The sequence below is a fragment of the Streptomyces sp. NPDC058464 genome, assembly GCF_042721035.1.
In the GTDB taxonomy this organism is placed as follows: domain Bacteria; phylum Actinomycetota; class Actinomycetes; order Streptomycetales; family Streptomycetaceae; genus Streptomyces.
The window spans coordinates 145806-166180 of sequence record NZ_JBHXMA010000015.1 but is presented as its reverse complement, the minus strand read 5'-3'; the positions used below and the strand labels follow the sequence as shown (position 1 = coordinate 166180).

Here is a 20375-nt window from a genome sequence, read left to right as displayed (position 1 = left end):
GCCCTGAGTGTGTGGGGGTCGATCGAGCCGCGTCAAGAGCCGGAGCCGTGGATTTTCCTTCAGTCGCGTGGTGCGCCCGAGGCGTCCGGATCCGGCGACGGCGGGTCGATCCAGTGCGATCCCCGCAGGTCGAAGCGCCTGCCGTAGTCCTCTCCGGGGAGCGGTTCCGTGTGCTCGGGACCGGCTCGCAGGCCGTCCAGCAACAGCCGCAGATAGCGGCGCCACAGATCCGGCTGCCCGGTCCGTTCGGTCACCGCGGCCAGCATCTGCTGGATCACGACCAGGTCCCAGGGCTCCGCGTCCGCACGCAGCGCGCCCTGCTCCTTGGCCCGTTCGACCGCGAGGTCGACATTGCGCCTGATCTGCTCCTGGTGCCGCAGTCCCGCCGGCATCGCGCGGTCACTGTGGAGCACGACCTCGCGCAGGCCGCGGTCGAGCGCCTGCAGTGCGGCCACCCGCTCCAGGCTGACCGTCAGCCCGCGCCAGGCGTCGGCGTCCTCCGCCCCCTCCCGGGTGGCCTCCTCGACGCGCGCGAACATGTCGTCGACCAGCTCGTCGATCAGGGCCTGCTTGTTGGCGAAATGGCGATAGGCCGTGCCCACCCCCAGCCCGGCATGGCGGGCGACGTCGTCCAGGGTCGCCTTCAGGCCGTGATCGCGGAACACCTCGCGGGCGGCGGCGAGGAGCTTGCGCCGGTTCAGTTCACGGTCGCGCCGCGGCCTGGACGCACGCGCCCCGCCGGAACCGCCGGAACCGCCGGAACCGCCGGCCTCGCCGGATGCGGAGTGTGCCGCCATGCAGAGGTCTCACTTTCGGGGCGCGCGATCGTCCTGGCACATCGTACGACCGCGCCCTCCACGCCTCTGGCAGCGCGGACAGGCGGCCGGCCCATGCACCCGGATGAAATGGAGATTGAATCTCCGTTTCGTGTTACGGTGGCGGCGCAACGAAACGGAGATTCAATCTCCGGATGTGTTTCCGTCCGATACGGCAGGAGAAGGCGCGATGGATCGACACGATGCGGTTGCAGGCCACGGTGCGCGGGGGCAGTGGCGATGGCCTGGGCGCCCGGGGCGGATCGCCGCCCTGGTGGCGGTCACCGGCGTGATGTGTGTCGGTCTGGCCGGATGCGGGGGCGACGACTCCTCGGCCGGATCGTCCGCCGCGTCGGCATCGGCATCGGCCTCCGCATGTCCGACCGCCGCCTCGGGAACGTCGGCAGGGGGCGGCGCACCCGCGGGGATGCCCAGCGGCGTACCGTCCGGAGCCTCGGGCGGCGGGGGTGCGGGCTTCGTTCAGGCGAAGACGATCAAGAAGACCGACAACAGCACCAGCACGGTCATCAACCCCACGGGCCCGGAGATCACCTGCGACACGTCGGCGGTCACGGCGACCGACGACATCACCTACTCCTCGCCGACCACCCAGGGCAAGAAGACCGACCTGAAGCTCGACATCCAGGTGCCCAAGTCCGCCGGCAAGAAGCCGCTGGTGGTCTACGTCACCGGCGGTGGCTGGATGCTGTCGGACCGGACCGCCAACCTCGATCAGCGCACCTACGTCGCCGACCAGGGCTATGTGGTCGCCAGCATCCAGTACCGCACCACGACCAGCGGCGCCACCTACAAGGACGCCCTCGCCGATGTGAAGTCCGCGATCCGCTACCTGCGGGCCAACGCCGACACGTACGGCATCGACACCGACCACGTCTTCGTGTGGGGTCAGTCGGCCGGGGGCTATCTGGCGGCCATGACCGGTGTCACCAACGGCGACAAGACGTACGACGCCGGCGACCACCTCGACCAGAGCAGCCAGGTCCAGGGCGTGGTCGACGAGTTCGGCCCGGCCGACCTGTCGGAGCTCGCCGCCGACTACGACCAGGCCGCCAAGGACTTCAACTACGCCGCGGGCAACGCGGCCGCGCAGTGGGTCTACGGCCCCGGGACCACCAAGTCCATCAAGCAGTACACCAGCCAGATGGCCGCCGCCTCCCCGGCCACCCACATCTCCTCCTCGACGCCCCCCTTCCTCCTCCTCCACGGCACCGCCGACCCCCTGGTCTCGCCCAGCCAGACGCTGAATCTGTTCACCGCCCTCAAGGACAAGGGCGTCGACGCCAAGCGCGTGGTGCTCACGGGGGCCGGCCACGGCGACACCACCGTCACGGCGGCGATCTCCCAGAGCTCGTCGAGCACCCCTTCCGGGTCGGCCGGTTCGTCCGCCGACGGCGGAGCGAAGCCGTGGTCCACGAAGAAGACGATGAGCTACATCACGGACTTCCTGGCCGGGCACGCCGACTAGTCCGTCACCGCAAGCGGGACGGAAGGTGCTGATGCGCCGGTGCCGGGACTGCGCCGGCGCATCACCGGCGCGCCGCGCCTCGCGCTCCCGGAAGGTCAGCCCCGGGGGGCGAGTGCGGTGGACAGGACCTTCAGGGCCACGGCGGGGTGGAACAGCACCGCGGGGGAGGCCACCATGTTCACCACCCGCACGAACCTCGACCAGACGGCCGGGTCCTGCACGGCGACCTGGAAGAGCCTCGTGTTGTACCAGTGCGCGAACCGCGCCCCCAGGGGCTGGGGGTCCGGGTTCCACATCAGGTCCGAGTTGGTGGAGAGCGTCCACGGGCCGAGCAGCAGCCGGCCCACCCGCTTCTGGTAGCCGCCGGCCAGCCCGTCCAGCTGCTTGCCGGACGCGCTGCGGTGGGCCAGCAGCCGCTGCAGCAGCTCCGCCTCCATCGCGGCCACGGTCAGCCCCTGGCCGTAGACCGGGTTGAAGACGCACACCGCGTCCCCGACGGCGATGAGCCGGTCCGGCCAGTTCCTGACGGCGTGATAGGGCCGCCACTGGTTGTCGACGTTGGTGTAGCGATGGGTCGGCTCCTGGACCGTACGGCGCCCGATCTGCCGGGCGAGGTGCGGGTTGTCCAGGCTCTCGGCGAACCGCAGGTAGCCCGTGTCGTCGGCCGGCGGCGGGTCCTGGAAGCCCAGCAGGGAGCACGTCCACCGGTTCCGTTCCACGGCCAGCAGGACCCCGGCCCGGGGCACGCGGGGAGCGAACAGCATCTGGTAGGCGATGTAGAAGTCCGGGTGGCCCGGGTCGCCCTCCGCGGGCCGGTCGAAGTTCATCGACGTGTAGGTGACCTTCGCCTTCACGGTCCGCTTCGGGGGGACCGCGACACCGGCCGCGCCCAGCCAGTCCTCCAGTGAGCTGGACCGCCCGGAGGCGTCGACGACCAGATCGGCGGTGAGGTCGACCGCTTCCGCGTCCTGCTGTCGGCACGTCACACCGGTCACCCGTCCCGAGGCGTCCCGGGTCAGCCCCGAGCACTGCGTGGCGGCCAGCAGGTGACCTCGGAGCGGGCGAGCACCTTGCGCCGCAGCCGGCGCTCCAGCTCGTCGCGGGTGAACGTCTGGATCTGCACCCCCGTCCGGGCCCGGGGTGCGAGTCCGGTCGGCAGCAGGAAGTCGATCCCCTGCCCGTAGTCGAACACCGGCGCACCGGCTTCCCGCAGCTCGTCCCGGAGCCCGGGAAACAGCCGCTCCAGGATCTCGCCGCCCTTGGCCAGCATCGCGTGCGCGTGATAGCCCTGCGGCGCACCCTGGTGAGCACCGGTGTCCTCGTCCACGGCGTCCCGCTCCACGAGGACGACTTCCGCGAAGAAGTCGGCGAGCACCCGCGCGGTCACCAGCCCCGCGTAACTCCCGCCGATGACAACGGCTTTGCCCCAGGTGCGGTTCGTCTGCATGTCGTCTCCCACGCTTGCCGGTGCCGGGCGCATCACGCGGATCAACGACGGCACTGATCAGTGCGACACGGCCGGCCGACCTCCCCCAAGTGCTCGGCCCGGTCCCCGGGATGGACCGGGGCCGGGCCGAACACCGTTGGCGGAGGACTCACTTCACCCGATGCCTACCGGGGATGCGGGAGCAGACGGTGACAGCCACCTGAGCGACAGTGGTGAGCGGGTTTCGGGCGGTGCGCGTCGGCATGAGCCGGGGACTTGGCGATCTCCACCTTGAGGACCGGTGATGCCGGGCTCACATTGCCCGCGAGGTCTTCGAGGCGTACCGCGAAGCCGTACTTCCCCAGATCGAGCGGGGCGCTGACGACTTCGTAGGAGCCGCCCGAGGTGACGGTGTCCTTGCCGACCACGGCCGGGCCGACGGGTCCCTTCGGATCGGCGGTCAGCCGCACCAGCGCGTTGGACTCGACGGACCGGCCCTGGAAGGCGGGTTTGGTGATCGACGTGATGTCGTCCCTGCGGTTGCCGGTGTCGCTCGACGGCAGCAGGTCCGGGGCGGCCGGACGCCTCGGTGCGGTGGTGTCGAGTGTGATCAACAGCCGGTGCGCGCTCTCCCTGCCCGAACCGACGACGTGGGACACCCCGGGGATGCCCGGGTCGTCGGACCGGTCGACGATCACCACCTCCGCGGTGATCTGGTTCTCGCCCTCCACCAGGACGGGGTTCAGACGGATCCGGTACAGCCCCGGTCTGGCGACCGGGTCCACCGGCTGGGCGAAGCCGACGCGCCGTCCGTCGCGTTCCACGGCCACCTTGTAGCCGGGGATGTCGTCCGCGAGCGTGGCCGTGGAGTTCTGCGGCGACAGCGGGATGCCCGCGGCCCGCAGTTCCGAGTCGTCGACCCGCAGGAAGAGCTGCGGACCGCGGATCCTGGTGACGTCGTCGTTGTCGTACCGGCCCGAGTCCGACTTGTGCGCGAGGTCGAGGCCGTAGGGCTCGGGGGCCGCGCGGTTGAGGACGGTGAGGTCGTAGGTGGCCTGCGGCGGGTCGGTCGGCGAGGCGTCACCCGGTCTGGTCGGGTCGGCGATGCCGGCGTCGCTCACCGCGACGAAGTACGGCTGGTCCGCGACGACCGGGATGGCGAGTCTGCTGGTCGAACTGCCCGGCCTGGTCGTGGCGGTGGTCCCGGTGGCCACCTGGTTGCCGAACTTGTCGTACGCGCGGACCTGGAGCCGGGAGATCACCTCGTTGAAGGCGATCTCGGCCCGCAGGTGCCCGGTGTGCCGGGGCTCGACCCTGAAGAAATCGACGTCGGTCGCGCTGTGCAGGGTGAGGCGCGGCCTGGTGACCCTGTTCCTCGTGCCGAGCGCGGTGGCGACGGCGGTGTCGATCGACTCGTTCGGTTCGAAGGCGTCCGGGAAGGCGCCGAGCATCGAGAACACGTCGAAGTAGGTGGTCTGACTGCCCTGGGCCGACGCGGTGGCCGTCGGCGGGGTGGTGTTGCCGGTCCAGGTCGCGTAACCGATCCCGTCGGCCGACCACAGTCCGTTGTACTCCCCGATGCGCAGGGTCTGCTGGGTGGAGCCGGCGCCGCAGGCGAAACGGCAGGGGGCGTTGCGGTCGGGGTCGAAGGGGGAGTCGCTGACCCGGAAGTCCTGCGCCCAGGTCTGCCCGCCGTCGCGGCTCGTCGTGCCGTAGAGCTCCAGCAGGAAGTTGTTGGTGCCGTTCGGCCCGGTGCCGAAGTTGCGTCGGCCGCTGCGGTTGTCGTACCAGGTGACGACCGCGTTGCCGTCCTGGTCGATGTGGGCGGTGGGCATCACGGCGAAGGTGTGGCCCGGCCCGTGGTCGACCCGGCCCCGGGTGAACGTCTGCCCGTTGTCCGTGGAGCGGGCGATGACGACGTCGGCGTCGTCTCCGTTCCCGAAGACGTTGTTCGGGTCGTCGTTGGCGACGACGTAGACGTTCCCCGGCCGTGCCGGGTCGGGCAGGATCCACGGCTGCATGCTGCCCTGGAGCCAGAAGTCGGTCCCGGGGATGTCACCGCCCGGGGTGTTCACCACGTTGCAGGTGATGGTGGCCTGTCCCGGTCCGAACGCCGCTGTCTTCTGCTCGACCGTGCCGGCGGCGAAGTCGGCGCCCCCGGAGCCGTCGCGGAGGAGCTGTGTGGTGCCCAGGCCGGGCAGTCCGTCGGCTCCCTCGTTGCAGCCGTTGGCGTGGTAGGCGACGTAGAGGTCGCCGTTCGGGCCGACCGCCGCGTGGGAAGGCCACACGTTCCCCTCGCCGGCCGCGGAGAGAACCCTCGGCGTCGACCATGTCGTGCTCCCGCTCACGAGGCGGGAGAACTGGATCTGCCACGGGGTGCCGAGGTGCGACCAGACGATGTAGAGGTTGTCCCGGTACGGGCTGGTGGGGTTGGTGTCGGCCACCAGCCAGGGCTTGTCGTCGTTGACGGCACTGTTCGCGCTCACCTGGGTCGCCGTGTACGTCTGGGTCCCCGGCGTCGTCAGGTCGTTGATCCGGGCGACGCCCACCCCGAAGCTGGGGGCGGTGTTGAAACTCGTGGAGAGATGGGCGACGAACAGACGCCCCTGCGAGTCGAAGGCGAGGGACGGGTCCCCCGAGCAGGGGAGGGTCGACGTCCGCGTGATCGGGAAGCCGTCCTTGCCGAAGTTGTTGTCGATCCGGACGGTGCATCCCTGCATGACGGCTACCTGGCTCGGCCTGCGGGGATTGACGGTGGCGTTGTGCGGCTCGTTGCCGTTGGTGGCGAGACTCCGGTCGTCGCCCGCCCACGCGGGTGCGGCGGCGGGACCCATGACCACGAGTGACTGCAGCATGAGAAGAGTGCTGCCGACAACGGTGAGGACGCGCCGTTGAATGTGGCTGTTCAACGTCGTTCCCCCTCTCTGATCCTGCTCATCCCTCTCCTTCTGGTCCGGCCGGGGTACGGTCATCCTGAAGATCTGTTCATCGGGCCAGATGACTGTGACACCGCGTTACTGCTCACCCCGTGAGCGCCCGACCGGGACACGCTGAATTCACCAAGACCCCCACCACGACCATCCGTACGGAGCACCTCGCCCGCCCGCGCGCGCCCGGACCCCGTCGGCCGGGGTGGGGACGGTCGCCGGACACGCGGAGGTCGCCGTGGCGCCGGGGGACGCGCCCCGGCGGGAGCTGTGCGTGCGGCCCGGAACCGTGGTGTCGCTCCTCCTGGAGCCCCGTGTCGACGACAAGCGCTGGACAGGTGTGCGGAGTTCGGCGCCCGCCTTCGCCGTGGCCTCCGGATGGCGGCTGGACGCGGACGGCACCGCCCATGCCTCGCTGCGCTGCGCCGGCACCCGGGGCGGCAGGACCGTGGTCACCGTGACGGCGAAGGCGCCGGACGTGGCGGGCGCGGCGCGGGTCGCCTTCACGCTCGACGTGAACGTGGTGCCGTACCCGGAGCGGGGGTGACCCGGAGGAGTCCGGGTCACCCCCGTCGTGCCGCTGCGTCAGCCGCGGCCGCGCATCTTGATCGTGTAGATGCCGCGGCCGTGGGTGGCGGCGTACAGGGTGCTGCCGTCGGGGCCCGGCTTCAGCTGGAGCACGGCGACCGCGGGGAGCGAACCGACGCGCTCCCACTGCGTGCGCCCCGGGGCGCGGTAGACGACGCCGAGGTCGGTGGCGACGGCGAGGCCGCCGTTCGGGGTGACGACCGCGGAGTTCGCCGGTACGTCGGGGAGGTTCTCGGAGATGTCCTTCCAGGTGGTGCCGCCGTCGGTGGACTCGAAGACATGGCCGACGCCCGCGCCGGGGCCCTCCGTCCAGTGCCGGGAGAAGCCGTTGACGGCGAGGTAGACGTGGTCGGCGTTCTTCGGGTCGATCGCGAAGCCGCTCAGGTAGCGGTTCGGTACCGTCCCGTCCACGGGGAGGGTGATGTCGTGCCAGCCGCTCCCGTCCGCATTACCCACTGAGATGCCGCGGGCGAAGCCCTGGTTGTTGCAGGGGCCGCACCAGGCCGCGTAGACCTTGCCGCCCGAGGCCGCGACGGCGGTGGCGGTGCGGCCGGCACCGAGGTCGTACACGCTCTTCCACTCGTCACCGCTGCGGATGGCATAGCCATGGGTCTGCACCCAGATGTGCCGGCCGCCGGCGACCCAGGTCGCGGGGTTCTTCGCGTCGGCCGCGAGCGGGGCGATGAAGCGGGCCTCGCCGGTGGCGTTGTCCGCGGGGGCGACGTCGTAGGAGGTGGCCTTGGTGGCATCCGTGATCCAACTGCCGTCGTTGACCGCGCAGTTCTGGGTCACCTGGATCGCCAGGTAGACGTACTCCTCCGCGAGGTTGCAGCCGTTGGCCGGGTCGGTGAGGGTGTCGCCGCCGTCGCCGCCGAAGTCGGAGCCCATCACGGTGTCGTTGCTGCGCAGGATCGACTGGCCGTTGTCCTGCAGGCCGCCGGTGACCGAGACACCGCCGTAGGTCAGGTCCTTGCCGACGCCCACCGAGTAGTACTGGAGCGTGTCGATCGTGCCGTCGTTCAGGGAGGTCCAGTCGGTGGCGTGTCCCGAGGCGTCCTGGGAGCCGTCGACCGGGCGCTTGTAGACGCCGCCGTCGTTGCCGACGTAGACGAAGCTCCTGCCGTGGTAGCTGCCGATCGCCACGCCGTGCTGGTCGGAGTGGGTGGTCTGGCTGCAGTCGCCGGTCTGCTTCGCCGGGTCGATGGACCAGCAGGGGAAGGAGAAGTTCCAGTACGGGCCGACGGTGGACCAGGTGGAGCCGCCGTCCTTGGTCTCGTAGACCTCCTCCAGGCCCGCGTAGACGTGGTCGGCGTTCGCCGGGTCGACGGTGAGGAACTGGTTGTACCAGGCCTGCACGCCCGGCATGTAGCCACTGGTCGTCAGCGCCGAGCCGTCGGCGGCCAGGCCCTGGTAGTCGGCGATCTTCGTCCAGGGGCCGGTGGGGGAGCCGGACTTGGAGACGTAGATGCCCTCCAGGCCGCTGTCCGGGTTGGTGTTCAGCTGCTCCGGCGACTGGTCGACGGCGTAATAGCGCGAGCCGTCGGCGGAGCGGGCGAAGGTGACGTTGCCGACGTCGTCCGGGTCGGCCGGCAGGTCGCCCAGTCCGCTGGTGATACGCGTCCAGGTGCCGCCGGCGTCCTTGGTGTAGAAGCCGTTGTAGTCGTCACCGCTGCGCCAGCCGACCGCGAGGACCACCCTGCCCGGGTCCTTCGGGTCGATCGCGATGTCGTTGGCGATGTTCTTGTACGCGGCCGAGGGGTCGCTCGCGAGCGAACCGCCCGGCAGATAGTCGGGGTTGGGCGCGAACTCCAGCTTCCAGGCGCCCTTGAGCGTCTTCGTGGAGTGGCTCCAGACCCCCTCGCTGGTCGCCGCCCACACCTTGCCGCCGCCGAAGCGCAGCTCGTGGACGGTGGTGGACTCCAGCTCGTCGCCGCCGACCCGGCTGCGGGCGGAGAAGGTGCCGTGGTGCGGGTCGGACAGGACGTAGACGCCGCTGCCGAGGTAGGCGTCCGCGTTGGTGGTGGCCTCGCCGGTGCCCAGCCACAGCCGGCCGGCCCCGTCCAGCGCCAGCGCGCCGGTGGACTGGGAGGACAGCCGGTCGCTGATCGGCTGCCAGTGCCCGCCGCCGGACCGGGACCGCCACACGCCGCCGCCCGCGCTGCCCGCGTAGACGTATCCGTGGTCGTCCGCGGCCATGGCCGCCATCCGGCCCGTGACCTTGCCCGAGCCCCCGCTGGAGTTGGAGTCGATGTCGCGGTAGCGGGCGTCGTCGGAGTTGTACGGCAGGTCCGTGATGTTCCGCCAACTGCCGCCCGTGCTGGGCAGGTTGCTCAGATCCGTCCAGGCGGCGCCGTAGGCGCCGGGGGCGACGATGCCGGGCGAGGTGCGGGCCTCGGCGTACTGGTCCGCGCCTTCGGCTATCTCGTCGGCCTCGTTGCCGTCGTCATCGTCCTCGGCTGTCACCTTGGGGGCGACGGACCCCACCGACTGCGTGCGTTCGGCGGCGAGCCGGGCGAGTGCGCGGGCGCCGAACGGGGTGTTGTTCTGGCCGGACGCGGCGCCTGCGGGGAGCGCGACGAGTGCGGCGGTTGCGGTGATGGCACAGGTCGTGAGCCATCGTCTTCTTCGGGTTGGTGCTGACACCGGATCCTCCCAAACGGGCTTTCGTACGGCCGTCGCTGGGACCCGATCACGGGCGGGAGGGCGTGTCCGGAACTTGGGCAGGCCTTGACTGGAACCTGTCATTTCAGGTCCCCGGGGGGGGGGAGGAGGGCCGGCCGCCGCCGGGAAACGGGTCGGAGGATGATGGGCGGCACGGACGTACCGGAACCGGTGGCGTCCGCGACGAGGAGACGTACGCCCATGACAGCCCCGAAGCCCCCGGCGGCCCACCCGGCAGCACCGGCCCGGATGCGGCCCTGGCGGTTCGTGGTGTGGTTCGGCACGGTCAGTCTGCTCGCGGACTTCGTGTACGAGGGCGCCCGCTCGATCACCGGACCGCTGTTGGCCTCGCTGGGGGCGTCGGCACTGGTGGTGGGTGTGGTGACGGGTGCGGGCGAGGCGGCGGCGCTCGGACTGCGGCTGGTCTCGGGGCCGTTGGCGGACCGCACGCACCGCTTCTGGGGGCTGACGATCGCCGGGTACGCGCTGACGGTGATCTCCGTACCGCTGCTGGGCGCGGTCGGTGTGCTCTGGGCCGCCTGCGCGCTGGTGATCGCCGAGAGGGTGGGCAAGGCGGTGCGCTCACCCGCCAAGGACACCCTGCTGTCGCACGCGACCGCCGCCACCGGGCGCGGGCGCGGCTTCGCCGTCCACGAGGCGATGGACCAGGTCGGCGCACTGATCGGCCCGCTCGTCGTGGCCGGCGTGCTCGCGCTCACCGGCGACGACTACGGGCCGGCGCTCGGCGTGCTCGCCGTCCCGGGAGTCGCGGTGCTGGGTGTGCTGGTGTGGCTGCGGGCCCGCGTGCCCGATCCGGCGGCGTACGAGCGGGAGGCCGCCGTCTCCGCGGACGAGCCCGCGCCCCAGGGCCGCCTGCCCCGCGCGTTCTGGACGTACGCGGCGTTCACCGCCGCCACCACCGCCGGCTTCGCCACCTTCGGCGTGCTCTCCTACCACCTCGTCCAGCACCACCTGATGACGGCGGCCTGGGTACCCGTGCTGTACGCCGCCGCGATGGCCGTCGACGCCCTCGCCGCGCTGGCGACCGGCTGGCTGTACGACCGGGTCGGCGCGCGGGTGCTGGTCGCCCTGCCGGTGCTGGCCGCCGCCGTCCCGATGCTGGCGTTCGCGGACACCGTGACGGTGGCCGTGCTCGGCTCCCTGGTGTGGGGCGCGGCCATGGGCATCCAGGAGTCCACGCTGCGGGCGACGGTCGCCGACCTGGTGCCGCCCGGGCGTCGCGCGACGGCCTACGGCGTCTTCGCGGGGGTGGTCGGCGCGGCGAGCCTCGCGGGTGGCGCGCTGATCGGCGCCCTCTACGGGGTGTCGATCCCGGCGCTGATCGCGGTGGTCGTGACGGTTCAGGTGCTGGCCCTCGTCCTGCTGACGGTCGGCGGGCCGGCGAAGGCGCGACCCTGATCGTGGCTCAGCCGGGGTCGGGGGCGCAGTGCTTGAGCAGGTCGGCGGCGACCGGGTCGACGAGGCGATACCGCACGACCCGGCCCTCCTTCTCGCCCGCGACGACGCCGGCGGCGCGCAGCAGGCGCAGGGCCTGGGAGACGGCCGGGTCGTTCATGCCGGTCGCGACGGCGAGGTCCGAGACGGCCAGGGGGCCGGTCCCGTGCAGGGCCAGCAGGAGGGCGAGGCGTCCGGGGTCGGCCAGCAGGGAGAACCGCTCGGCCCACGCGTGGACGTGGCTCGGTTCGCCGATGGCGGCGATCGCGTCGCAGACCCGGTGGCCGTCGATGGTGCGGCGGTCGGCGCGCTCGGCGGGGACGAGGTGCATGGGGTCATCCTCGCAGGTGACCGGATGTGATCTTGGATACCTGCGCGGCTGCGCAGCTTTGCAGGGACGGGCGGGCGCACCTACGGTGGGCAGGCCGTGGTGTTCGGGAAGACCGGTGACGGCCCTCGCAGTTCAGGGGGGCTCAGGCCGGAGCGGCCCTCGCCACTGTGATCGGGGAGTCTCCGTCCCAGCTGGGCACGTTGTGCACGGTCACTGTCCGCCCACGGGCGGATGGGAAGGCCGGACGGACACGCACCACCCCGTAAGCCAGGAGACCGGCCACGGCATCTCACGAAGTGATCCACGAGGTGCTGGAGCGTGACCGTATGACCCTGCCCGAGACCAGGCCTGCCGCCTTCCGCTGGCGGCGGGAGGACACCCTGAGGACCGCCGGGCTGATGGCGGTGATCGCCGCCCTGCACGTCGCCGCCTTCGGCATCCTCTTCCTGCTCGTCGTCCCCGGGCACTACGAGATCGGCTCCAAGGCGTTCGGCATCGGGCTCGGCGTCACCGCCTACACGCTCGGCATGCGGCACGCCTTCGACGCCGACCACATCGCCGCGATCGACAACACCACCCGCAAGCTGATGGCGGACGGCAGGCGGCCGGTGTCGGTGGGGTTCTGGTTCGCCCTCGGGCACTCCAGCGTGGTCGTCGCGATGGCCGCGCTGGTGGCGGGCGGCGCCCAGGTCGCCGGCACCCTCATGAACGACGACTCCCGAACGCACCAGACGCTCGGGGTCATCGGTACGACCGTCTCCGGCTCCTTCCTCTACGTCATCGCCGCACTCAACCTCGTGGCCCTGGCGGGCATCCTGAGGGTGTTCCGGGCGATGCGGGCCGGGACGTACGACGAGCGGGCGCTCGAACAGCACCTGGACTCCCGGGGGTTCATGAACCGCATCCTCGGGCGCCTCACCAGGTCCATCACCCGCCCGGGGCAGATGTACCCGCTCGGCTTCCTCTTCGGCCTCGGCTTCGACACGGCCACCGAGGTCACGCTGATGGTGATGGCCGGCTCGGGGGCGGCGGCCGGGCTGCCCTGGTACGCCGTGCTCTGCCTGCCGCTGCTGTTCGCGGCCGGGATGAGCCTGTTCGACACCCTCGACGGCACCTTCATGAACTTCGCCTACCAGTGGGCGTTCTCCAACCCGGTCCGCAAGGTGTTCTACAACCTCACCATCACCGGTCTGTCCATCGCCGTCGCCTTCCTGATCGGCACCATCGAGCTCGTGGGCGTGCTGCACGAGAAGCTGGACCTGACCGACGCCGTGACCGGCTGGATCGCCGGGCTCGACCTGGACAACGTGGGCTATCTCATCGTCGGCCTGTTCGTGGCGGTGTGGGCGGCGGCGGTCGCGTACTGGCGGCTGGCCAAGGTGGAGCAGCGGTGGGCGGCCCGGCCGGCCGAGGGCGGCTGACGCCCGGCCGCGTGAACCGGTGACGTGCGTCACGGCACGGCCTCGTCCGTTCCGGGAACTCACCTCCCGTCCCGACCGACCTCTGATGCAGCACGGCTCGATTCGGCCGAAGCCGTGCCCTGCGACCTGGAGACACGGTTGATGAACGAGTCCCGGCAATCCCCCTCAGGGGCAGGTGCGGTGGTGCGAAGGTCCGCGCCACCGCCCGCGCTCTGCGGCTTCCTTCTGCTGCTGGCGCTGATGTTCACGGTGTCGTACGCCGTCGGAACGGCCTCCGGCCCGGTGGCGCCCGGTATGCACGGCACCGGAGCGGGCGCCGGCGGAACGGACGGCGTCGGTGGTGGCGGTGGCGACGGGGGAGACGGCACGGGCATGGACGACATGAACATGGGCGGCGGACACGGGAGCGGTCGGTGACGGGCGCGGAGTCCGTCACCGTTCTGGTGACCACGGACCTGGCCGTCGGCGGCATGACCTGCGCGGCCTGTGTGAGGCGCGTCGAGAAGAAGCTGGGCGGGCTGGACGGCGTCACGGCGACCGTCAATCTCGCCACCGGGCGCGCCCGGGTGAGCCACCCGGTGGAGATCAGCCCGCAGGAGCTGGTGGCGACGGTCGAGAAGGCCGGGTACACCGCTGCCCTGCCCGAGCGGCCGAAGGAGCGACGGCGCGCGGAGACGGGTGGCGGGGAGGCGGCGGATCTGGGGGCGGGGGACGCAGAGGCCGCGGGCGGGGAGGCCGCGGACGCCCGGCGGGAGCGGGAGCGGCTGCTGATCACGGCGCTGCTCGCCGTGCCCGTCCTGGTGCTGTCGATGGTCCCGGCATGGCAGTTCCGCAACTGGCAGTGGCTGTGCTTCGTGCTGGCCGCGCCGGTCGCGGTGTGGGGCGCGTGGCCGTTCCACACGAGGGCGGTGCGAGGGCTGCGGCACTCCGCGGCGACCATGGACACCCTGGTGTCGCTGGGGGTGGTGGCCTCCTTCTCGTGGTCGGCGTACGCGCTGTTCTTCGGTGGCGCCGGCGATCCGGGGATGCGGATGCCGTTCAGTCTCGTGCCCGCCGCCTCGGACGGCGTCGCGCACATCTACCTCGAAGCGGCTGTCGGCGTACCGCTGTTCGTCCTGGCCGGCCGGTACCTGGAGGCACGGGCCCGGCGCGGGACCGGGGCGGCGCTGCGGTCGCTGGCCCGGCTGGCCGCCAGGGAGGTGGCGGTGCGCACGGACGACGGCACCGAACTGCTCGTCCCCGTGGAGCAGTTGGGGGTGGGGCAGGTCTTCGTCGTACGGCCGGGCGAGCGGGTGGCGACCGACGGCCTGGTGGTGGAGGGCAGTTCGGCGGTGGATCTGTCCCTGGTCACCGGGGAGAGCGAACCGGTCGAGGTCGGGCCGGGCTCGGCGGTGGTCGGCGGGGCCGTCAACGCCGGCGGGCTGCTGCTCGTACGGGCCACCGCCGTCGGGGCGGACACCCAACTCGCGCGCATCACGCGGCTGGTGACCGAGGCGCAGGCCGGGAAGGCGAAGGCGCAGCGGCTGGCCGACTCGGTCGCGGGCGTCTTCGTGCCGGTCGTGCTCGCGCTGGCCGTCACGGTGCTGGGGTTCTGGCTCGGTGCCGGGGCCGATCCGCAGTCCGCGATCACGGCGTGCGTGGCCGTCCTCGTCGTCGCCTGCCCGTGCGCGCTGGGACTGGCGACGCCGACCGCGCTCATGGCCGCCACCGGGCGCGGCGCCCAACTGGGCGTCCTGGTCCGGGGGCCGCAGGCCCTGGAGGGGCTGCAGCACCTGGACGTCGTCGTCCTCGACAAGACCGGCACCCTCACCTCCGGCCGCATGACCGTCGCCCGGGTCACCGCCGTACCGGGCGGGCTGGGCCGGGACGCGGTGCTGCGGCTGGCGGGGGCGGTCGAGCGGGGGTCGGAGCATCCGCTGGGGCGGGCCGTCGCCGCGTACGCCCGGCGGGAGCTGCCCGAGGTCCCGCTCCCCGCCGCCGACGGCTTCCGTGCCCTGCCGGGAACCGGGGTGCGTGGCCGGGTCGAGGGGCAGCTGGTCGAAGTCCTCGCCCCGGACGAGGAGTTGCCCGCCGCTCTGGCGGAGGCGCTGGCGGTCGCGGAGGCCGCCGCGCACACGCCGGTCCTGGTCCGCGTGGACGGCGTCGCGGAGGCGCTGATCGAGGTCGGTGACGTCGTACGACCCGGTGGCCACCGGGCCGTGGACCAGCTGCGGCGCCTGGGCGTACGGCCCGTGCTCGCCACCGGTGACCGGGAGGCGCCCGCCCGGGCCGTGGCCGCCGTCCTGGGCATCGACGAGGTGCACGCCCGCCGCACCCCCGAGGACAAGGCAGCCCTCGTGCGCGACCTCCAGGAGGCGGGCCACCGGGTCGCGGTGATCGGCGACGGAGTGAACGACGCCGCGGCCCTGGCCGGTGCCGACCTCGGCATCGCCATGGGCAGCGGCACCGACGTGGCCATCGGCGCCGCCGACGTGACCCTCGTCCGCGGGGACATCGAGGCCCTGGCCGACGCGGTACGGCTGGCCCGCCGCACGCTGGGCACCATCCGGGCCAATCTCGTCTGGGCGTTCGGCTACAACCTCGTCACCGTGCCGCTCGCCATGGTCGGCCTGCTCAACCCCATGCTCGCCGCCGCCGCGATGTCGGCCAGCTCGGTGCTGGTCGTCGCCAACAGCCTGCGGCTGCGCGGATGGCAACCCGCGCCCGCGGCCCGAAGGAGGTCCACCCGATGACCACGGCCGACGGCCTCTGGCGGCCGACCCGGCGCCGGCTCACCGACACCCTGCTCGCCGCGCTCGCGCCCGTGGCCGTGTGCGTCCTCGCCCTGGCGGGGCTGAGCGCGTGGACCGTCCACGGCAACGCCGGCAGCCCGGCCCGGATCACGGTCGCCGAAGGGCGCGTCCAGCTGCCGTCCGCCGGTGCCGCGGAGACGGCGGCCTTCTTCCGGATCACCAACAGCGGGGGCTCCGCGGACCGGTTGGTGAAGGTGGCGTCCGCCGAGGTCGACGGAGCCGTCACCCTCAGCCGGCACCGCATGACCGGCAGCCGCTCGGCCTACGCGCAGACGGTGGGGTCGGTGGCCGTCGAGGCCGGCGACAGCCTCGCGATGTCCCCGGACGGCCTTGACGTGATCGTTCCGGCGAACACGGACTGGCAGCCGGGCGACCTCGTGCCGTTCACCCTGTACTTCGAGCACAGCGGGGCCGTGCGGACGCTCACGGTGGTGGTCGGCCCCGGACAGAGCGGATAGCCCGGGAGAGCCGGCGCCGAGCGGGTCACCCGCCCCGCCGGGAGGCACCCGACTTCGGCCGCGCAGAAGGAAATTGACCGAACGGCCGGGAACTCGACGCCGTCCGCGTCCGACTACTGGTTCGACAGCGCAGCCCGGCACCTGCCGACCACCGTGTGGGGTCGGCGGGCCGGGGCGCGGAACTTCGGGCGAAGGTGGTTCGGCACACGTGGAACGCAGAGACACGTCCTGGACGCAGCCGGCCGACCGTCTCCGGCGGCCCGCATGACACCGGAGATGGCGAACGCCTTCGCCGCGATCAGGGCCGAGTACGGCGCGGACTCGCTTGCCCGGGTCGAGCGGATGCTGGAGCCGGGCGGGAGCGAACGGCACCCGTCGCAGAAGGCCGCCAAGTGGATCCTGCCGGGGCTCTCGCCCACACCCTGGCACGATCCGTACGTCCACGCCGAACTCGCTCCGGTCGTCTCAGCGCTCGAGGCGGACCATCGGGCGATCAAGGAGGAACTGAATTTCGCATGGGCGGAGCGCCGGGAGGTCTTCTCGGACTACGAGCACTATCTGACCCGCCAGGACAACTGGCAGGCCCTCTACCTCTTTCGCGGCGGAGGTCTCGTGGCGGAGTCCGCCACCACCGCTCCCACCGCTTATCGCGTGGTGAAGGAAACCGCTGTCGACACGGATAAGATATGCCCCCTCCTTGAATGCCATTTCTCCACCCTGTTGCCAGGTGCCGTCATCGACCCGCACTGCGATCTGTGGAACTTCAGCATCAACCTGCATCTCGCGGTGGACATCCCCGACGGGTGCAGCATCACGGTCGCCGGACAGACCCGTTCCTGGGAAGAGGGAAAGTGCCTGCTCTTCGACTACTCCTTCGAGCATGAGGCCCGCAACCTGGGCATTCGCCCACGGACCTGCCTGCTCATCGACCTCTGGCATCCGGAGACCACCCTTCCGGAGCGCCGGGCGCTGGTCGCGCTGATCACCGGGATCCGGCGGTCGATGGGGGAGGGCTGAATCGGATTCTGGAATTCCGTCCGGTAATTCCTTTGTCTGGCGTACCCGGCAGTCGTCGACTGTCGGTTCCCAGCGCTGCCCCGATAATCCGGAAGAGGGAATCTCTCATAGAAAAGTCGGGGATTCACAAGCCGGATCCGGGCTGCTAGGTTACGGACCGAAAATGATCGGCCCAGTGGAATTCCCGGCCGTGGGAATTTCATTGTTTCCGTCTCCCGAGGAGGTGATCGGCGATGGCCCTGCTGGTTCTCGCACTGGCGCAGCTCGTCATCTCCCTCGACTACAACATCGTGTACGTCGCCCTGCCCGGCATCGGCGCCGGCCTCGGTTTCTCCGACCACGACCTGCAATGGGTGGTCAGTGCCTATGTCGTGGCCACGGGAGGCTTCCTGCTGCTGGGCGGCCGGGCCGCGGATCTGCTCGGCCGGCGCCGGACGTTCGTCGCCGGGGCGCTGCTGTACGCGAGCTCGTCCCTCGTGGGCGGTCTGTCCGGGACGCCCGGCGTCCTGGTCGCCGTCCGGGCGGTCCAGGGCATCGGCGGCTCCCTGCTCTTTCCGGCGACCCTGTCCCTGATCAACACCCTCTACGACGAGGGGCCCGCCCGGAACCGGGCCCTGGCGGTGTGGGGCGCGGCGGGAGCAGGCGGACTCTGCTTCGGCTCCCTCCTCGGCGGAGTCCTGGTCGAGGCGTTCGGCTGGCCCTCGGTGTTCTTCGTCAACGTGCCGGTGGCAGCGGCCCTCGCGGTGGCGGCCGTGCCGCTCTTCCCGGCGGACGGACCGCGGGACCGCGCCCGGCGCTTCGACGTGGCGGGCGCGCTCACCGCCACCGGTGGAGTCACCCTCGTGGTGTTCCTCCTGGTGCACGCGCCGGCGGAGGGCTGGGACACGCCCACGGCCGTGGCGAGCGCGGTGCTGTCCGCCGTGCTGCTGACCCTCTTCTCCTTCGTGGAGCGGCGGGCACGTGATCCGCTCGTGCCGGCACGGCTGTTCGCCCACCGCGGCCTGCTCGGGGCGATGGGGGTGACCGCTCTGTTCAGCGCGACGTTCAGCTCCGTGCCGTACTTCCTGACGCTGTACTTCCAGACGGTCCACGGTTACAGCGCCGTCGCGACCGGGTTCGCGTTCCTCGTGCCCGCCGTCGTGGTGGCTGTCGGTACCCAGGCCGGAGAGCGGGCCGTGGCCGTGTTCGGCATGCGCCGCATGCTGCTGGGCGGCATGGCGTCGGGGGCGGCCGGAGCCGCGGCTCTCGCCCTGGCGTTCACCTCGGACGGCTCGTACGCCCGGCTCCTGCCCGGGATCGTGCTGCTGGGGCTCGGCCAGGGGGCGGCATGGACCGGGATGTGGATCGCCGCGGCCGCCGGGGTGGCCCCCGGCGACCAGGGCGTGGCCTCCGGCATGGCGTCGACCACCCTCCAGGTGGGCGGCGCGGTGGGCCTCGCCGTACTGGTCGCGGTCGCGGGCGGCGTCGGGCAGAGCGCCTCCGGCCCAGGGCTCCTCGACGGCCTCCGAACCGCCGTCCTCGTCATAGCGGGCGGGATCGGATGCGGTGCGCTGGCGCTGCTCGCTCTGCACAGAACCAGCAGGCCCAGTAGTTCCTAGGCCTCTGCCCCCAGGTTCCCCTCGCAGTTCCCTTCCTCTCCGCGTCCGGGTCGCCCGGCCCGTCCTCTGCCATGCCAGGAGAATCCCCATGTCCCCCACCGCCGCCGGTTCCTGCGCCCCTCCGGCCGCCGTCCTGTGCGGGCTCGCCGGTCTGGTGCCGTCCCGTGTGGTCACCAACGAGCACCTCGCACGGCGGCTCGACACCTCCGACGCATGGATTCGCACCCGGACCGGGATCCGGCAACGGCACGTCATCGACCCGGGACAGGCCACCTCCGACCTGGCCGTCGAAGCCGGCCGCCGGGCCCTCGCCTCGGCCTCGGCCGCGGTCGACGGCGTCGACGCCGTCGTCGTCGCCACCACGACCCCGGACCACATCTGCCCGGCCACCGCGCCCGCGGTCGCCGCACGTCTGGGGCTGGCGGGGGCCGCCGCCTTCGACGTCGGTGCTGTGTGCACCGGCTTCGTCTACGGCCTCGCCTCGGCCGCCGGTCTGATCGCGGCCCGCGTCGCCGAACGGGTCCTGCTCATCGGCGCGGACACCTACTCCACGATCGTGGACCCGCTGGACCGTGCCAACGCGATCATCTTCGGGGACGGCGCCGGGGCCGTCGTGCTGCGCGCCGGGCATCCCGACGAGCCCGGCGCGGTCGGGCACTTCGACCTCGGCAGCGACGGCGGTCAGGAGGACCTGATCAGGGTCGCGGCCGGCGGCTCCAGACAGCGGTCCAGCCCGGGCCAACCCGGCCGCGGGGAACGGCACTTCGCCATGCGCGGCAAGGAGGTCTACCGGCACGCGGTGACCCGGATGGCGGAGTCGGCGCGCGCCACGCTGTCCCGGGCCGGCTGGAAGACCGACGACGTCGACCACTTCGTACCCCACCAGGCCAATCTGCGGATCCTGCACTCGGTGGCCGACGACCTCGGGCTGCCCCGGGAGCGCTGCGTGACCCACGTCGAGTCCGTCGGCAACACGGGTGCCGCGTCCATACCGCTCGCCCTCGCCGACGCTGCCGACAGTCAGGTGCTCAAGCCCGGTGACCGGCTCCTGCTCACCGCCTTCGGAGGCGGTCTCACCTGGGGTTCCTGCCTCCTGACCTGGCCCATGCTCCCCCGACCAGAACGGACCACGCCATGAGCGACACGACCTACGGGCGACTCGTCGAGATCCTGCGCAAGGTGCATGACGCTCCCGCCGACCGGATCCGGCCCGGGGCGACCCTCGGTGCGTTGGACGTCGACTCGCTGACGACGGTCGAGATCAGCATCCGCATCGAACGCGACCTCGGAGTGCCGGTCGGCGACGACGAACTCCAGCCCGACCGCACGCTCGCCGACATCGCCGGACTCATCGACGCCCGGCAGGCGGCTGTCTGAACCCGTTCCACGAAGGACCGCCC

Annotated in this window: 17 protein-coding genes and 1 riboswitch; of the genes, 11 read left to right on the top strand and 6 right to left on the bottom strand. The window is 71.9% G+C overall.

The window, feature by feature from the left end; all coding sequences use genetic code 11:
- Positions 1-59: 59 nt before the first annotated feature.
- On the bottom strand, positions 60-797 hold the full coding sequence (locus tag ACFWPQ_RS21270; RefSeq protein ID WP_384036744.1) for a TetR/AcrR family transcriptional regulator: 738 nt from the start codon (positions 795-797) through the stop codon (positions 60-62).
- Positions 798-1242: 445 nt separating this feature from the next.
- On the opposite strand from ACFWPQ_RS21270, the gene ACFWPQ_RS21265 reads away from it, so the two are divergent.
- The gene (locus tag ACFWPQ_RS21265; RefSeq protein WP_384036741.1) at positions 1243-2301 is read left to right on the top strand and encodes a prolyl oligopeptidase family serine peptidase; all 1059 of its coding nucleotides are present in this window, start codon (positions 1243-1245) and stop codon (positions 2299-2301) included.
- Between the two features lie 95 nt (positions 2302-2396).
- On the opposite strand, the gene ACFWPQ_RS21260 is transcribed toward ACFWPQ_RS21265, so the two are convergent.
- The 3 genes from ACFWPQ_RS21260 to ACFWPQ_RS21250 all read right to left on the bottom strand — a co-directional run bounded on the left by ACFWPQ_RS21260 (position 2397) and on the right by ACFWPQ_RS21250 (position 6582).
- Complete coding sequence (locus ACFWPQ_RS21260) at positions 2397-3287, bottom strand: NAD(P)/FAD-dependent oxidoreductase (RefSeq protein ID WP_384036739.1); 891 nt, start codon at positions 3285-3287, stop codon at positions 2397-2399.
- Between the two features lie 29 nt (positions 3288-3316).
- Positions 3317-3748, bottom strand: a complete 432-nt coding sequence (locus tag ACFWPQ_RS21255; RefSeq protein WP_384036736.1) for a hypothetical protein — start codon at positions 3746-3748, stop codon at positions 3317-3319.
- A gap of 164 nt (positions 3749-3912) precedes the next feature.
- A complete protein-coding gene (locus ACFWPQ_RS21250; protein WP_384036734.1) occupies positions 3913-6582 on the bottom strand; it encodes an Ig-like domain-containing protein in 2670 nt (889 codons plus the stop codon).
- 277 nt (positions 6583-6859) lie between these two features.
- Between ACFWPQ_RS21250 and ACFWPQ_RS21245 the strand changes: the two genes are divergently transcribed.
- The gene (locus ACFWPQ_RS21245; RefSeq protein WP_384036731.1) at positions 6860-7201 is read left to right on the top strand and encodes an acetyl-CoA synthetase; all 342 of its coding nucleotides are present in this window, start codon (positions 6860-6862) and stop codon (positions 7199-7201) included.
- A gap of 38 nt (positions 7202-7239) precedes the next feature.
- On the opposite strand, the gene ACFWPQ_RS21240 is transcribed toward ACFWPQ_RS21245, so the two are convergent.
- Positions 7240-9885, bottom strand: a complete 2646-nt coding sequence (locus ACFWPQ_RS21240; RefSeq protein WP_384036728.1) for a glycosyl hydrolase — start codon at positions 9883-9885, stop codon at positions 7240-7242.
- 219 nt (positions 9886-10104) lie between these two features.
- Here ACFWPQ_RS21240 and ACFWPQ_RS21235 point away from each other — a divergent pair, with 219 nt between their 5' ends.
- Positions 10105-11322 (top strand): MFS transporter, encoded by a 1218-nt coding sequence (locus ACFWPQ_RS21235; protein ID WP_384036725.1) that lies wholly within the window; start codon positions 10105-10107, stop codon positions 11320-11322.
- Between the two features lie 7 nt (positions 11323-11329).
- Here the strand turns inward: ACFWPQ_RS21235 and ACFWPQ_RS21230 are convergent, their stop codons facing one another.
- The gene (locus ACFWPQ_RS21230; RefSeq protein ID WP_384036722.1) at positions 11330-11689 is read right to left on the bottom strand and encodes an ArsR/SmtB family transcription factor; all 360 of its coding nucleotides are present in this window, start codon (positions 11687-11689) and stop codon (positions 11330-11332) included.
- Between the two features lie 80 nt (positions 11690-11769).
- A riboswitch (cobalamin riboswitch) is annotated at positions 11770-11988 on the top strand.
- 27 nt (positions 11989-12015) lie between these two features.
- Between ACFWPQ_RS21230 and ACFWPQ_RS21225 the strand changes: the two genes are divergently transcribed.
- From ACFWPQ_RS21225 to ACFWPQ_RS21190, 8 genes are all read left to right on the top strand, one after another.
- Positions 12016-13110 (top strand): HoxN/HupN/NixA family nickel/cobalt transporter, encoded by a 1095-nt coding sequence (locus ACFWPQ_RS21225; RefSeq protein WP_384036719.1) that lies wholly within the window; start codon positions 12016-12018, stop codon positions 13108-13110.
- A 141-nt stretch (positions 13111-13251) separates the two neighbouring features.
- Positions 13252-13527 carry a hypothetical protein gene (locus ACFWPQ_RS21220; RefSeq protein WP_384036717.1) on the top strand — a complete coding sequence of 92 codons (276 nt, stop codon included), beginning with the start codon at positions 13252-13254 and terminating at the stop codon, positions 13525-13527.
- A gap of 53 nt (positions 13528-13580) precedes the next feature.
- Positions 13581-15842, top strand: coding sequence for a heavy metal translocating P-type ATPase (locus ACFWPQ_RS21215; RefSeq protein WP_384036909.1), 2262 nt, complete (start codon positions 13581-13583; stop codon positions 15840-15842).
- A complete protein-coding gene (locus ACFWPQ_RS21210) occupies positions 15839-16360 on the top strand; it encodes a copper chaperone PCu(A)C (RefSeq protein WP_384036714.1) in 522 nt (173 codons plus the stop codon). Before ACFWPQ_RS21215 ends, ACFWPQ_RS21210 begins: the two co-directional genes overlap by 4 nt.
- A gap of 264 nt (positions 16361-16624) precedes the next feature.
- Positions 16625-17377: an aspartyl/asparaginyl beta-hydroxylase domain-containing protein gene (locus ACFWPQ_RS21205; protein WP_384036711.1), complete on the top strand. Its 753-nt coding sequence runs from the start codon at positions 16625-16627 to the stop codon at positions 17375-17377.
- 233 nt (positions 17378-17610) lie between these two features.
- Positions 17611-18975 (top strand): MFS transporter, encoded by a 1365-nt coding sequence (locus tag ACFWPQ_RS21200; RefSeq protein ID WP_384036708.1) that lies wholly within the window; start codon positions 17611-17613, stop codon positions 18973-18975.
- An 88-nt stretch (positions 18976-19063) separates the two neighbouring features.
- Positions 19064-20113: a beta-ketoacyl-ACP synthase III gene (locus tag ACFWPQ_RS21195; protein ID WP_384036705.1), complete on the top strand. Its 1050-nt coding sequence runs from the start codon at positions 19064-19066 to the stop codon at positions 20111-20113.
- The gene (locus ACFWPQ_RS21190; RefSeq protein WP_384036702.1) at positions 20110-20352 is read left to right on the top strand and encodes an acyl carrier protein; all 243 of its coding nucleotides are present in this window, start codon (positions 20110-20112) and stop codon (positions 20350-20352) included. Before ACFWPQ_RS21195 ends, ACFWPQ_RS21190 begins: the two co-directional genes overlap by 4 nt.
- Positions 20353-20375 lie beyond the last annotated feature (23 nt).

What these genes read in the sequence shown, in the direction of transcription:
- ACFWPQ_RS21270 (WP_384036744.1), bottom strand. Translation starts at nt 797, where the DNA reads ATGGCGGCACACTCCGCATCCGGCGAGGCCGGCGGTTCCGGCGGTTCC.
- ACFWPQ_RS21265 (WP_384036741.1), top strand. Translation starts at nt 1,243, where the DNA reads ATGCCCAGCGGCGTACCGTCCGGAGCCTCGGGCGGCGGGGGTGCGGGC.
- ACFWPQ_RS21255 (WP_384036736.1), bottom strand. Translation starts at nt 3,748, where the DNA reads ATGCAGACGAACCGCACCTGGGGCAAAGCCGTTGTCATCGGCGGGAGT.
- ACFWPQ_RS21250 (WP_384036734.1), bottom strand. Translation starts at nt 6,582, where the DNA reads ATGCTGCAGTCACTCGTGGTCATGGGTCCCGCCGCCGCACCCGCGTGG.
- ACFWPQ_RS21235 (WP_384036725.1), top strand. Translation starts at nt 10,105, where the DNA reads ATGACAGCCCCGAAGCCCCCGGCGGCCCACCCGGCAGCACCGGCCCGG.
- ACFWPQ_RS21230 (WP_384036722.1), bottom strand. Translation starts at nt 11,689, where the DNA reads ATGCACCTCGTCCCCGCCGAGCGCGCCGACCGCCGCACCATCGACGGC.
- ACFWPQ_RS21225 (WP_384036719.1), top strand. Translation starts at nt 12,016, where the DNA reads ATGACCCTGCCCGAGACCAGGCCTGCCGCCTTCCGCTGGCGGCGGGAG.
- ACFWPQ_RS21220 (WP_384036717.1), top strand. Translation starts at nt 13,252, where the DNA reads ATGAACGAGTCCCGGCAATCCCCCTCAGGGGCAGGTGCGGTGGTGCGA.
- ACFWPQ_RS21215 (WP_384036909.1), top strand. Translation starts at nt 13,581, where the DNA reads ATGACCTGCGCGGCCTGTGTGAGGCGCGTCGAGAAGAAGCTGGGCGGG.
- ACFWPQ_RS21210 (WP_384036714.1), top strand. Translation starts at nt 15,839, where the DNA reads ATGACCACGGCCGACGGCCTCTGGCGGCCGACCCGGCGCCGGCTCACC.
- ACFWPQ_RS21205 (WP_384036711.1), top strand. Translation starts at nt 16,625, where the DNA reads ATGACACCGGAGATGGCGAACGCCTTCGCCGCGATCAGGGCCGAGTAC.
- ACFWPQ_RS21200 (WP_384036708.1), top strand. Translation starts at nt 17,611, where the DNA reads ATGGCCCTGCTGGTTCTCGCACTGGCGCAGCTCGTCATCTCCCTCGAC.
- ACFWPQ_RS21195 (WP_384036705.1), top strand. Translation starts at nt 19,064, where the DNA reads ATGTCCCCCACCGCCGCCGGTTCCTGCGCCCCTCCGGCCGCCGTCCTG.
- ACFWPQ_RS21190 (WP_384036702.1), top strand. Translation starts at nt 20,110, where the DNA reads ATGAGCGACACGACCTACGGGCGACTCGTCGAGATCCTGCGCAAGGTG.